The following is a 13,224-nucleotide window of genomic DNA, read 5'->3' on the forward strand; positions in this document are numbered from 1 at the left end:
GATCAGGCAACCTTCACGCAAACGTTGGTGAGTTCAGAGTAGAAGTCCATCGAATGACGGCCGCCTTCGCGCCCGAAGCCCGAGAGCTTCGCGCCGCCGAACGGCGTGCGCAGATCGCGGACAAACCATGCGTTGACCCACACGATGCCCGTCTCGATCCGCGGCGCGACGCGATGCGCACGCGAGAGGTTCGTCGTCCAGATGCTGGCTGCGAGCCCGTAGGCGCTGTTGTTGACGCGCCGGACCACTTCGTCTTCGCTGTCGAATGGCGCAATGTGGCAAACGGGGCCGAAGATCTCTTCCGTCACGCAGCGCGCGTCATCGGGCAGTCCCGTCCAGATGGTCGGCTGCACGAACGCGCCGTCGTCGCGGGCATTGCCGAACTTCGGCACGCCGCCGCCCGTGACGACCGTCGCGCCCTCGGCAACGGCGAGCTCGTAATAGCCGAGCACTTTCTCGCGATGGCCCTTCGAGATCATCGGTCCCGTCGTCGTGCCCGCTTCGTACGGCGAGCCGACCACCAGCGCTTGCGTCTTGTCCTTCAGCGCCGCGACGAAGCGATCGAAGATGGGCCGCTCGACATACACGCGTTCCGAACACAGGCACACTTGCCCGGCGTTCGTGAAGCTCGAACGCAGCACGCCTTGGACGGCCGCGTCGAAATCGGCATCCGCGAACACGACGGCCGCGTTCTTGCCGCCGAGTTCGAACGACACGTTCTTCACTCCGTCAGCGACCGCTTTCATGATCGCGCTGCCCGTCTTCGATTCGCCCGTGAACGTGATGGCGTCGATACCCGGATGACGCGTGAGCCATTCGCCCGCTGCATTGGCGCCGTGACCGTGGATCAGGTTGAAGACGCCTCGCGGCAGCCCGATATCGCGCATGACCTCGGCAAGCAGCGTTGCCGAGGTCGGCGTCTCTTCCGACGGCTTCGCGACGACGCAGTTGCCCATCGCGAGCGCGGGCGCCACTTTCCACGTGAACAGCAGCAACGGCAGATTCCACGGCGAGATCACGCCCACCACGCCGAGCGGCTTGCGCGTCACGTAGTTGAGCATCTGGCCGTCGGCCGTGGAAGTTTCGAAGAACTCGCCATGCGCCGTGCCGACCAGATCGGCGAAGGTACGGAAGTTGGCGATGCCGCGTGCGATGTCGAGACTGCGCGCCTGTGCAACGGGCCGGCCCGTGTCGGCAACTTCGGCCGCAACGAAATCGTCGAAGCGCGCTTCGATGCCATCGGCGATCCGATGCAACCATGCAGCGCGCTCGGGCGCGCTCAGGCTGCGCCACGGGCCTTGCTGCGCGCGCCGCGCGGCTTTGACGGCGGCATCGACGGACGCCGCGTCCGCCTCCACGACTCGCGACAGTTCGCGGCCGTCGACGGGGCTCACATTCGCGAAGGTATGCGCCGAATCGACGAATTCACCGTCGATGAAATGCCGCAGGCGCTGCGGCAACTCTGCTTGCGCGTTGGACTTCATCAAAACTCCTGCTGACTGGATGCGTTACAGCCAGTGTAGGAGCGACCACGCACGCTGAATAATCAAACATTGAGCGGCTGATATGCGCGACTGGAATACCCGCTTTGCCGCGCTCAGACTTTGGTCGAAGCCTCAGCCACTTCGCGCAGGCACGCGACGAACGCCTCGCACGCCGGGCTCAGTTCCTTGTTCGAGCGCACGGAATAACCCACGGTGCCGAACGACCCCGTCTCGGGTATGTCGAGAATGCGCAGCAGTCCCGCCCGCACGAACTGCGTGGCGGCGACGCGCGGCATCAGGGCCACGCGCGGGCTCTCGATGAGCAGGCCAAGGTTCGTCAGTACGGACAGCGATTCCACGAGATCGGCGGGCAGCGCGAGCCCTGCCTCGCGAAACATGCGTTCGACGGAAAGGCGCAGCGGCGACTCCGTCGTCGGCAAGATCCATGGTGCGCCGGCGAGTTCGCGCAACGACCCGATCGGCTCGCGCGCGAAGGCGTGCGCGCTGCCGACGACGATCGTCATCGCATCGTCGAAGAGCGCGTGATGCGTCAATGCAAAAGCATCGGAGATCGGCAGCTCGACCTCGGGCAAGCGGCCGACGACGATATCCAGTTCGCCCGTCGCGAGCGACGGAAAAAGCTGCGCGGTGGGCCCTTCGCGCACGGTGACGAGCACTTCGGGCGAGCGCGCCTTCAATCGCGTAATGGCCATCGGCAACAGATGCGCAGAGGCTGAGATCAGCGTGCCGACGATCACATGACCTGCTGTGCCGAAGCGGAAGTGGTCGAGTTCGTCCGTCATATGACGAAACTCGGCCAGCAGCGATTTCACGCGTCGGCCGACCACGCGCCCTAGGTCCGTCGGCACGACGCCGCGATTCGAGCGTTCGAACAGCACGCCGCCGAGCGACGATTCCAGCTCCTGAATGACCTTCGTGACGGCGGGCTGGGTGAGACCCAGATCGTTGGCGGCCCGCAGGATCGAGCCCGTCTCGATGACGCGATCGAAGATGAGCAGTTGGCTCAGCTTCAGGTTGCGGCTCAACCCGATCTGGCTAAGGGGAAACCGATGCATGGCGACGGCGGACCAGAAGAGGAACGAGCCTTGATCTTAGCAGCGCGACGGCCCGTTGGCGCCGGCGCCGCTCACTCGCGCGCGACGCCGACGGCAGGCATGTAGGTGGGCACCCGCAATTGCACGCGATCGGTCGAACGGCAATAGTTCGGGCCGCCCAGGCGCCCATAGGGCTCGAAGCGATCGACGCGTATGCGCAGTTTCTCCGCGTCGAGCAGATCTTCGCGGATAACCATTCCCACGATCTCGCCGAATACGATCGAACGTTGCTTCGAGAATTCGAGCACCTTGTAGAGCCGGCATTCCCACGCGATGGGCGCCTCCGACACACGTGGCACGCTGACGGAAGTCGATGCGGCGAGCGATAAGCCCACCGCCTCGGGCTCCGAAACATGCGCGGGAAAATCGCTGCCGCACTGCACCGCGCGTTCGACGATCGCCTCGTCGACCATGTTCACGACGAACTGCTCGCGCTCGACGATGTTCTTCAACGTGTCCTTCATCTCGCCCGGACGATGGCTTTCTTCACCGTAGTGATCGATGGCGATGGCGAAGAGCGGTGGATCTTCGCCCATGTAGTTGAACGCGCTATACGGCGCCGCGTTGCAAAGCCCATCGCAATTCAGGCTCGTCACCAGCGCGATAGGCCTCGGCCCGACGCTGCCCGTTATCAGCCAGTACTTCTGCATGGTGGACAGATTCGCGAGTGCAATGTGCGTCATAGGAACTCCCGTATTCAGAAACTTTGCACGAGGTGGCAGCTATATTCGCCGCCTGGCGTGGCCCGCAACTGCGTTGGCAACCGGCAATGCAATCGCCCGATCACTGACTGACGTCGATGTCCTTCGTTTCGCGCATGAAGAGCGCGCCGATCACGACCGAGACGCCTCCCACGATGATCGCGTACCACAGTCCGCTGTAGACATTGCCCGTCTTCACAGCGAGTGCCGTCGACATGAAAGGAGCCAGCCCGCCGAAGTATCCCGCGCCGATGTTGTAGGGCACCGAAATCGACGTGTAGCGCACCTTCGCCGGAAAGAGCTCGACGTAATAGGCGGACATGGGTCCATAGGCCATGGCGCCCCAGATCATCAGCAGCGCAAGCAACGCGTACATCAGCGGACGGTCGATCTGCGTTACGTCGGCGCCGGACGGGTAGCCCGCGTCCTTTAGCGCGCCACGATAGGCATTTTCGTCGAACCCCGCTAGCCGCCGCGCGCCGACATGCGTGACAAGGCCGCTCGCAGACGTCGGGCGATTAACCTGATACGACAGGCCAGCCGTCGTAAGAAAGTCGCGCGCCTTGTCGCAATCCGATGTCCGCGTGCCGAACAGGCTCGTGCTGCAATCGCTGGCTTCGAGCCGGATCGGCACCGTTTGCGCAAACTGCGCGAGTCGCGGGTTCACCGCGTGCGAAAGCTGCGTGAAGATCGGCAAGAACGTCGCTACGGCGAGCGCGCAACCCGACAGCACGATCCACTTGCGGCCCACCTTGTCCGACAGCCAGCCGAACAGCACGTAAAGCGGCAGACTGAACACCAGCATCGCCGCGATGAATGCGTAGGCATCGCCTGTCGGCACCCTCAGCGTCGTGGTCAGAAAGTACAGCGCATAGAAGTTGCACGTGTACCAGACGACGCCGACGGCCGCCTGCGCGCCGAACAGCACCACGAGCATCGAGCGCACATTGCGCCAGACCAGGAAGCTGTCGCGCAACGGGTCGCTCGAAAGGCGCTGCTCGCTTTTCATCTTCGCGAATACCGGCGACTCGGAAAGCGTCGTGCGGATATACACGGACATCGCGAGCAGGATCAGCGACGCAACGAACGGCAGACGCCATCCCCACGACGCGAAGTCATCCGCCGACACCCACGCGCGGCACACGAGCGTGACGGCAAGCGACAGCAGAAAGCCGACGGTCGCCGTGGTCTGCAGCCAGCCCGTCGCGAAACCGCGGCGGCCCGGCTGCGTGTGCTCGGCGATGTAGGTCGCCGCGCCACCATATTCGCCACCCAGCGCGAGCCCCTGGAAGAGCCGCAGCGCAATCAGAATGGCGGGCGACGCCCAACCAATACTGTGATACGACGGCAGCAGGCCGATGCCGACCGTCGCGAGGCCCATCACCGCAATCGTTGCGAGAAAGGTCGCCTTGCGTCCGACCTTGTCGCCGAAACGGCCGAACAGCACTGCGCCGAGCGGCCGGATCACGAAGCCGATGCCGAACGTCGCGAGCGAAGCGAGATAGCCCGCCGTCGCGCTCCCGGCAGGGAAGAAATGCGAACTGAAGAATACGGCGAGACTGCCGTAAAGAAAGAAGTCGTACCACTCGAGGACCGTTCCGACGGACGCGCCCGCCACTACCTTGATCTCATCGCGCCGCGTCGTACGGTACGCAGCTTCGGCCACCAGTTCCGCATTCATATGTCCCCTACCTGTCATAAGCAAATGAGTGATGAGTGGAGTCTAGGAAGGGCAAAAAAGGCGTGGTAATCAAAGATTGGCGGCTGGGTATTCGCGGCGGGAATACCGGTGATTCTCCTGACTCGTGACATCGCTTCACGATGGCGCGAACCATTGCAAAGACCAACGCCACACCGGCGCTATCGAAGCGCAAGTGTGGCGTTGTCAATCAAAGAGCGCCCCGATGAAGCCTGGGCGTCAGCGTGCGTTAGCGATCGCGTCGCGGCCGGGATGAACCGTGCCGCAATTTGGACAGCGACGCTTGTCTTCGGAATCGTAGAAAGCGGCGAAGAGCGGCGGCAGATCGTCGACGATGCTCTTCAGTTGCACTTCGACGCGATGCACGAGTCGGTCGCAGTGGTCACAATACCATTCGAAGCCGTCGATGGCGCCCTGCACGCGCTGCCGCTCGATCACAAGGCACGCGCTGCCCGCCTCGGGCCGCTGCGGCGAATGACGCAAATGCGGCGGCAACAGGAATACATCACCTTCGCGCAGATCGACGCGTTCGCGCTTGCCGTCGACAATCAGATTCAGATACGCGTTGCCGGCGATCTGATAGAAGAACTCTTCGTGCGGATCGTCATGGTAATCGGTCCGATGATTGGGACCGCCGACCACGGTGACGATCAGATCGCTGTCCCGCCAGATCTGCTGATTGCCGACGGGCGGCTTCAACAGATGCGCGTGCTCCTCGATCCAGCCCGCGAAGTTGAGGGGCCTGCCGTATTTCAACATGCGCGTTCTCCTCTTTACCCGCCACGGCCATTTGCCTCAGCGGCCCGCGGCAACCAGGCAATCGCCTTGATCTCGATCGCGAGCAGCGGATGCGGCAGTTGATGCACGGCGACCGTCGTGCGAGCCGGACCGCTTTCGTCGAAGAACTCGCCATAGACTTCGTTATAGCCGCCAAAGTCATTCATGTTGACGAGAAACGCCGTCACCTCGACGAGGTTCGACAGATCGGCGCCCTCCGCGCGCAGGATGTCGCGGATATTTTCGATCACGGCGCGCGTCTGCGTGCGAATATCGACTGAGGCCGTTCCGAATCCGTCCGCTGAAGCGCCGACAAAAGTGTTGTCGGTTCGCCTCGAACTGGTGCCCGACACGAAAATGAAGTCACCGGCACGGACCACGTGAGGAAATCGTCCGCGCGGTGTCGCTTTTCCGGGGACGATCTGGCTTTGAGCTGTCTCGTTCATTCGCTGTTCCTGTTTCCTGCATTGCATTCGTGGGCGCTGCTGCCGTAGCGCCCGCAGCACTCGTGTCAGCCTAGTTTAGGGAATGACGCGATGGCGGGATAATCAAACTTCTCTGCGCTGATATTCCATTCTTTGATACCGGGCCGGGTCTCTGCATTTGGTCCGTCGGGATCGCTGCCAGGCTCGAGCAGCAACGCCTGCTGTCGAGTAAACCCCGAACGCGCAGCAGATCGCGGCTAGGCGCGCAAGCCGTCGCGATGGGAAGAGGGGAAGGCTTCATCCCCTGACACTGACTTCGCGTTCGACGTCATCTTGCCGGAAGCTCAGCGTCAATCTGGATGTCAACAAACGGTGTCGCGGTCATCGCGGAGGCGACGTGATCCGACCGACGGTAAAAGGCCAGCAAACGCTGCGATACCTTGTGGCGCACATTACCGCAACTGAGATAGCGGCGACGATGATGAGCGAACGACGGGTTGCGAAGGATGCGACGACGTTGCGCGGATGAGCATGACCGTCTCCTGTATCGACGCAGCAATCGTCTGCAACAAGCGCGCCAATGGAGACAGCATCCGCCCCGCTCTCTTCGGCAACATGGCGTTTCGCCGTGCTATTGGCGGTTGCACGCGGCGAGCGGTGGAAAGCTCGCTTTCCGCGGCTTCAATCTCCGCAACACGGCTCACGTTCGCTGGCGCCGCTGACCTCCTTAGCCGATGCCCGGAGCGTCGGCAGACCGCTGTTCTTCACCTGAGCGCTCGATCCACCCGCCCCCGAGTGCACGATACAGATCGACAAGGCTCGTCAGCCGCTGCATCCTCGCGGTGATCAATGACTGGCGCGAAGCGTACAAGTCATTTTGCGCGGTCAGCACCGACAGATAGCTGTCGACGCCGCGCCGGTACCGCAGCTCCGACAGTTCGAGCCGACGCTGTTCAGCTAGCGTGTCATGCTGCCGGGCCTCGATCTCCTGATCGTACGTGCCGCGCGCCGCAAGCCCGTCAGCCACTTCGCGGAACGCGGTCTGGATCGCCCTTTCGTATTGCGCGACCTGGATCTTCTTCTGCGCGTTGGCCAGATCGAGGTTCGCGCGGTTTTCGCCACCCTGGAAAATCGGCACGGATATCTGTGGTCCAAAGGCCCACGCCGCGGAACCCGGCTTGAACAGCCCGCCCAGCGACGGACTGAGCGTGCCGAAATTGCCCGTCAGCGAAACCTTCGGAAAGAACGCTGCGCGCGCCGCTCCAATATTCGCATTCGCCGCCAGAAGATTCTCTTCAGCTTCCATGATGTCCGGCCGACGACTCAACAAATCGGAAGGCAGACCCGCCGGAATGTCCTCCAGCAAATCCTGCCCGTCGAGCGTCGCACCCGGCGGCAGATCCGAAGGCAATGGTTCGCCGATCAGGAACACGAGCGAGTTCTCGGCTTGAGCGCGCGCACGTTCCTGTGCCTGCAGGTTTGCCTGCGCCTCGTCGACCACCGTCTGCGCCTGGCGTAGATCGAGCTCAGAACCGGTGCCGCTGTCGAACCGCAGCTTCGTGAGCCCGTACGAATCCTGCGCGGTCTTGAGTGTGTCGCGCGTGACCTGGAGCAGCTCATCGTAGGCGATCATCGTCAGATACTGGTCCGCCACCTCCGAAACCAGCGAGAGCTCGGCGGCCTTGCGAGCCTGCGATGTGGCCAGATATTGCGCGAGCGCCTGGTCCTTCAAGCTTCTGATCCGGCCAAAGAAGTCGATCTCCCAGGACGCGTTCAAGCCGACCGAATACACGTCTGAGACGGTGCGCGACGTAGGCGATAAATCTGCCGGCGTGCGCTGCTTGTTCTGCGAGGCCGCCGCACTGATCGATGGAAACAGTCCCGCGCGCGTGATCTGATGCTGCGCACGTGCAGCCTCGATGTTGAGCATCGAGACGCGCAGATCGCGATTGTTCTTCAGCGCAATCTCAATGAGTTGCTGCAGGCGCGGATCGACGAAGAAGTCGCGCCAGCCGATGTCCGGCGCCGCCTGTCCGTTCGCCGAGCGCTTGCCGCTCTCTGCTAGCGGCTGCGTCTGATAAACGCCACCGTTCGGGAACGACGCCGCCACCGGCGCATCAGGGCGATGGTAGTGCGGCTCCATCGTGCAGCCGGTGATCAGGATCGCAAGCGCGATTGGCATCAACGAAAGTTCTCGCATTCCACTATCCTCAACCGGCCGTTTCATCGTGGACACCAACCTCGACGCGCTCGCCGGAAGCATCGGGTTGGTGCGGCTCGTCGTGCGGGAACGCGTGAACCGAGTCATCTTTCTCACCGGAGAACATCGAGCGGACCACGACAAAGAACATGGGGATCATGAAAACGGCGAGGAACGTCGCCGTCAGCATCCCGCCGATCACGCCCGTGCCGATTGCGTGCTGGCTTGCCGATCCCGCGCCGTTGCTGATGGCGAGCGGAAACACGCCGAGAATGAATGCCATCGACGTCATCAGGATCGGCCGCAGCCGCAAGCGGGACGCCTCGAGCGCCGCCGCCACGGGTCCCATGCCCCGGGTCTGCTGCAACTCCCGCGCGAACTCCACGATCAGGATCGCGTTCTTCGCTGACAGGCCCACTGTTGTCAACAAACCCACCTGAAAGAACGCGTCGTTTTCGAGTCCGCGCAGCGTGGCGGCCAGAAGTGCGCCGATCACGCCGAGCGGCACGACCATGATCACCGAGAATGGAATTGACCAGCTTTCATAGAGCGCCGCGAGGCACAGAAACACGACGAGGATCGAGATGCCGTACAAAACGGGCGCCTGCGAGCCGGACTCGATTTCCTGGAGCGACAAACCGGTCCATTCGAAGCCGATGCCCACCGGAAGTTGCGCCGCGATCTTCTCCATCGCGCCCAACGCCTGCCCTGTACTCTTGCCCGGCGCGGCCGCCCCCTGGATTTCGACGGCCGACACACCGTTGTAGCGTTCGAGCTTGGGCGACCCGTACGTCCACTGGCCGGTCGCGAACGCGCTGAACGGCACCATCCCCCCCGAAGCGTTGCGCACGTACCAGACATTCAGGTCATCCGGCGACATCCGGAACGGCGCATCACCTTGCACATACACCTTCTTGATCCGGTTGTCGGTATCGAGGAAGTTGTTCACGTATTGCGACGCCCAAGCGATCGAGAAAGTCTGGTCGATGGCAGCCGGCGTGACGCCGAGCGAGAGGGCTTTCTCGCGGTCGATGTCCACCTTTAACTGCGGCGTGTCGTTCAGACCGTTCGGGCGTACGCGTGCGAGCGCGGGATCCTTCGCAGCTATCTCCAGCAACTGGTTGCGCGCCGCCATCAGCACATCGTGCCCCACACCGGCACGGTCTTCGAGTTCGAAATCGAAACCGGACGCCGTCCCCAGTTCAGGTATCGACGGCGGGTTGACCGGGATGATCAGTGCAGTCTTGTACGGCGCGAACCGCGCAGAGAGTCGGGCGACCAACGCTTGCGCCTTCTGATCGGAGCGTTGCCGCACGGCGTAGTCCCTAAGCCGGATGAAGACGATACCGGAGTTCTGGGCGCGCCCTGCGAAGCTGAAGCCGTTCACGGCGAACGTCGATTCGACGATGGACTTCTCGTCGTTGAGCAGGTAGTCGGAAATATCGCTCAGCGTGTGCGCCGTGGTTTCCTGGGTCGAGCCCGCAGGCGTGCGGACCAGCACGAACAGGGTTCCCTGGTCCTCGTCCGGCAGGAACGACTTCGGCAGCTTCACGAACAGCAGCCCCACTGCGGCGATCACGGCGAGATAGATGATGAGCCAGCGGCCCGAGCGCCTGATCACGTGGTGCACGCCAGAGTGATACTTGTCGCGGCTCCTGTCGAAGGTGCGGTTGAACCAGCCGAAGAAGCCCTTCTTTTCTTCGTGATGGCCCTGCGGGATCGGCTTGAGGATCGTCGCGCACAGCGCCGGCGTCAGAATCAGCGCGACCAGCACGGACAGCACCATCGCAGCCACGATGGTCAGCGAGAACTGACGATAGATCGCACCGACCGAGCCGCCCGAGAACGCCACAGGCACGAACACGGCGGCCAGCACCAGCGCGACGCCGATCAGCGCACCCGTGATCTGGCCCATTGCCTTGCGGGTTGCATCGCGTGGCGACAAGCCCTCCTCCGACATCACGCGCTCGACGTTTTCGACGACAACGATCGCATCGTCGACCAGCAGACCGATGGCGAGCACGAGGCCGAACATCGACAGCACATTGATCGAAAAGCCCACCGCGCTCATGATCGCGAACGTACCCAGCAGGACGACGGGCACGGCAATCGTCGGGATCAGCGTCGCACGAAGATTCTGCAGGAACAGGTACATCACGAGGAACACGAGCACGATACCTTCGAGCAACGTCTTGATCACATCCTCGATGGACAACTTCACGAACGGCGTCGTGTCATACGGATACTTGACGACCAGCCCATGCGGAAAGTACTTCGACAATTGGTCGATCTTGTCGCGCACGGCCTTCGCCGTCACGAGCGCATTTGCCCCCGTCGCGAGGTAGATGCCGACGCCCGCGGCCGGTTGACCGTTGTACTTCGTATCGATGTTGAAGTTCTCGCCGCCGAGCTCGACATGTCCCACATCCTTGATACGGATCTGGGAGCCGTCCTGATTGACCTTCAGGAGGACGTTGCCGAACTGCTCGGGTGTGCGCAGCAACGTCGCCTCCGTGATGGTGGCCTGCAGCGCCTGACCGGGGACAGACGGCGTGCCGCCGATCTGGCCGGAAGCCACCTGCACGTTCTGCGTCTGCAGGGCCTGCTCGACGTCGACCGGGGTCAGCCCGAAGTCGTCGAGCTTGTGCGGGTCCAGCCACACGCGCATCGCGAACTGCGTGCCGCCCAGGAGTGCCACCGTGCCGACGCCGTTGATCCGGCTGACGGGGTCCTGCACCTTCGACGCCACGTAATTGGCGAGGTCGTACTTGCTCATGCTCCCGTCTTCGGAAACGAACGCGAGGACCAGCAAAAAGCTGCTGCTCGACTTGGTGACCTTCGTCCCGAGTTGCTGGACGGCCTGCGGCAAAAGCGGTGTCGCCAGTGACAGCTTGTTTTGAACCTGCACCTGCGCGGTATCGGCGTTCGTGCCGGCGGCAAAGGTCAGCGTGATCGTCGCGTTGCCGAAGTCGTCCGATTGCGACGAAATGTAAAGCAGGTGATCGAGACCATTCATCTGCTGCTCTATCACCTGGGTGACGGTGTCTTCCACGGTTTTTGCGGACGCACCCGGGTAGGTCGTCGTGACCTGGATCGACGGCGGCGCGATGGTCGGATACTGCGCTACAGGCAGCTTGAAGACTGATGCCGCGCCTGCCAGCATCAGGATGATGGCGATGACCCATGCAAAAATTGGGCGATCAATAAAGAAGTTGGCCATGACTCCCCCGTTATCGCGCGGCAACCGCTTTCACGACCGTGCCAGGTCGAACCTTCTCGGTGCCCTGCACGATCACGCGGTCGCCTGGGTTCAAGCCGCCTTCAACGATCCAGTTCGCGCCGGAAGTCGACGATGTCACGACCTGACGCAAGACCACCTTGTTGTCCGGCCCGATGACAAGCGCCGTTGCACCGCCCTTCTGATCATGCGCGATGCCAATTTGCGGCACCACGTATGCGCCTTGCCTGACGCCCTCCTGAATGCGCGCGCGCACGAACATGCCAGGCAGCAGAACATGGTTCGGGTTCGGGAAAAGCGCGCGGATCGTCACCGATCCGGTGGTCTGATCGACGGTCACGTCTGAGAATTGCAGCTTGCCTTGCAATGGATAAACGCGGCCATCTTCGAGGACCAGCGAGACGGCAGCCGCGTTCGGTCCGGCCGCGTCAAGCTTCCCCTCCTCGAATTCACGGCGCAATCTCAAGCCATCGAGGCTCGATTGCGTCACGTCCACGTACATCGGGTCCAACTGCTGGATCGTGGCCATCAGCGTCGCCTGGCTCGTCTGCACATACGCGCCAGGCGTGACTTGCGAAATGCCTACCCGGCCCGAGATCGGCGATATCACGTCCGTGTAGTTGACATTGATTTGCGCGGTATCGACCGCCGCCTTTGCTGCGGCAATGTCGGCTTCCGCTTGTCCAGCCGCAGCCATGGCGTTGTCGTATTCCTGCTTGCTGATAGCGTTTGCAGCCGCCAGCGGTTTATCGCGCTGATCGAGGGCATCGGCGGCCATCGCGTTTGCGCTCGCCTTCGCGAGCGAAGCCTTTGCGCTATTCAACGCGGCGATGTAAGGCGCCGGGTCGATCTTGTAGAGGCGTTGTCCTTCCTTTACGTCGTCGCCTTCTGTAAATCCGCGGTGCAGGACGATGCCGTCGACGCGCGCCCGAACCTGCGCAACAAGAAAGGCATTCGTGCGGCCCGGTAGTTCGGTTGTCGTCGCGACCGCCTGCGGTGCGACTGTAATCACGCCAACCTCGGGCGGCCCCGGCGGATGTACGGGCGGCTTTTGCCCACATGCGGCGAGAGCTAGCGTTCCCGCCACGGCGCCTACCATTCCCAACTTGATCCGTATGACATCCATAACCAATCCATACAAGTAGCAAAAAATTCGAGCGCCGGTAGCCAACAAACGAGGTATTACGGTTTCCGAGACCAACTGTGCATATGCATATATTCGTGCATGGTTAGTCAATCGGCTCCGTTCGTAATCAGCAGAGGCGAACCTGAAGCGCGTGCAGTGCGGCCGGCGACAACGCAAAGGCGAGGCGGACTACGCCCACTATCGCGTCGTCATCAGCCTTGAGGTGAACGCAGCGATAGCGAGGATTCGGGGAGTGACCCGCGCAAAGGTGCAGGAGGAACGACTGTCTTCACGACACCGGTTTTGACGTCGTAGACCGGCCTTGACACGAAGTGTATTAGTCATTGCAAAATCTTTACTCAATGAGCGGCTTTATACGCCGCGCCATATGGATGCACACTGTGCATATACACGTTCCGGCGAATTTAGTGTATCCACACCATCCGAGCAAGAGGAATT

Annotated in this window: 9 protein-coding genes; all 9 read right to left on the reverse strand. The window is 62.3% G+C overall.

All coding sequences use genetic code 11. The annotated features are described in order from the left end of the window. Window positions 1-2: 2 nt before the first annotated feature. The 9 genes from BN2476_RS28835 to BN2476_RS28875 all read right to left on the reverse strand — a co-directional run bounded on the left by BN2476_RS28835 (window position 3) and on the right by BN2476_RS28875 (window position 12,765). A complete protein-coding gene (locus tag BN2476_RS28835; protein WP_087737633.1) occupies window positions 3-1,484 on the reverse strand; it encodes a 2-hydroxymuconic semialdehyde dehydrogenase in 1,482 nt (493 codons plus the stop codon). A gap of 113 nt (window positions 1,485-1,597) precedes the next feature. Continuing rightward, window positions 1,598-2,560, reverse strand: a complete 963-nt coding sequence (locus BN2476_RS28840) for a LysR family transcriptional regulator (protein ID WP_087737634.1) — start codon at window positions 2,558-2,560, stop codon at window positions 1,598-1,600. A gap of 71 nt (window positions 2,561-2,631) precedes the next feature. Then, window positions 2,632-3,282, reverse strand: a complete 651-nt coding sequence (locus BN2476_RS28845) for a flavin reductase family protein (protein ID WP_087737635.1) — start codon at window positions 3,280-3,282, stop codon at window positions 2,632-2,634. 100 nt (window positions 3,283-3,382) lie between these two features. Beyond that, entirely contained in the window at window positions 3,383-4,981 is a 1,599-nt protein-coding gene (locus BN2476_RS28850) for an MFS transporter (RefSeq protein WP_087737636.1), read from the reverse strand. A 237-nt stretch (window positions 4,982-5,218) separates the two neighbouring features. Then, window positions 5,219-5,758 carry a 3-hydroxyanthranilate 3,4-dioxygenase gene (locus tag BN2476_RS28855; RefSeq protein ID WP_087737637.1) on the reverse strand — a complete coding sequence of 180 codons (540 nt, stop codon included), beginning with the start codon at window positions 5,756-5,758 and terminating at the stop codon, window positions 5,219-5,221. Between the two features lie 14 nt (window positions 5,759-5,772). Further along, window positions 5,773-6,222, reverse strand: coding sequence for a RidA family protein (locus tag BN2476_RS28860; RefSeq protein WP_087737638.1), 450 nt, complete (start codon window positions 6,220-6,222; stop codon window positions 5,773-5,775). A 706-nt stretch (window positions 6,223-6,928) separates the two neighbouring features. Next, entirely contained in the window at window positions 6,929-8,401 is a 1,473-nt protein-coding gene (locus tag BN2476_RS28865) for an efflux transporter outer membrane subunit (RefSeq protein WP_087737639.1), read from the reverse strand. A 10-nt stretch (window positions 8,402-8,411) separates the two neighbouring features. Next, complete coding sequence (locus BN2476_RS28870) at window positions 8,412-11,621, reverse strand: efflux RND transporter permease subunit (RefSeq protein ID WP_087737640.1); 3,210 nt, start codon at window positions 11,619-11,621, stop codon at window positions 8,412-8,414. A gap of 10 nt (window positions 11,622-11,631) precedes the next feature. After that, window positions 11,632-12,765, reverse strand: coding sequence for an efflux RND transporter periplasmic adaptor subunit (locus BN2476_RS28875; protein ID WP_087737641.1), 1,134 nt, complete (start codon window positions 12,763-12,765; stop codon window positions 11,632-11,634). Window positions 12,766-13,224 lie beyond the last annotated feature (459 nt).

Origin of the sequence: Paraburkholderia piptadeniae (genome assembly GCF_900007165.1) — a bacterium.
Classification (GTDB): Bacteria; Pseudomonadota; Gammaproteobacteria; order Burkholderiales; family Burkholderiaceae; genus Paraburkholderia; species Paraburkholderia piptadeniae.

Excerpts from the sequence above, each read along its gene's own strand:
- BN2476_RS28865 (WP_087737639.1), bottom strand. The coding sequence starts at position 8,401 with ATGCGAGAACTTTCGTTGATGCCAATCGCGCTTGCGATCCTGATCACC.
- BN2476_RS28875 (WP_087737641.1), bottom strand. The coding sequence starts at position 12,765 with ATGGATGTCATACGGATCAAGTTGGGAATGGTAGGCGCCGTGGCGGGA.
- BN2476_RS28850 (WP_087737636.1), bottom strand. The coding sequence starts at position 4,981 with ATGAATGCGGAACTGGTGGCCGAAGCTGCGTACCGTACGACGCGGCGC.
- BN2476_RS28860 (WP_087737638.1), bottom strand. The coding sequence starts at position 6,222 with ATGAACGAGACAGCTCAAAGCCAGATCGTCCCCGGAAAAGCGACACCG.
- BN2476_RS28870 (WP_087737640.1), bottom strand. The coding sequence starts at position 11,621 with ATGGCCAACTTCTTTATTGATCGCCCAATTTTTGCATGGGTCATCGCC.
- BN2476_RS28845 (WP_087737635.1), bottom strand. The coding sequence starts at position 3,282 with ATGACGCACATTGCACTCGCGAATCTGTCCACCATGCAGAAGTACTGG.
- BN2476_RS28840 (WP_087737634.1), bottom strand. The coding sequence starts at position 2,560 with ATGCATCGGTTTCCCCTTAGCCAGATCGGGTTGAGCCGCAACCTGAAG.
- BN2476_RS28835 (WP_087737633.1), bottom strand. The coding sequence starts at position 1,484 with ATGAAGTCCAACGCGCAAGCAGAGTTGCCGCAGCGCCTGCGGCATTTC.
- BN2476_RS28855 (WP_087737637.1), bottom strand. The coding sequence starts at position 5,758 with ATGTTGAAATACGGCAGGCCCCTCAACTTCGCGGGCTGGATCGAGGAG.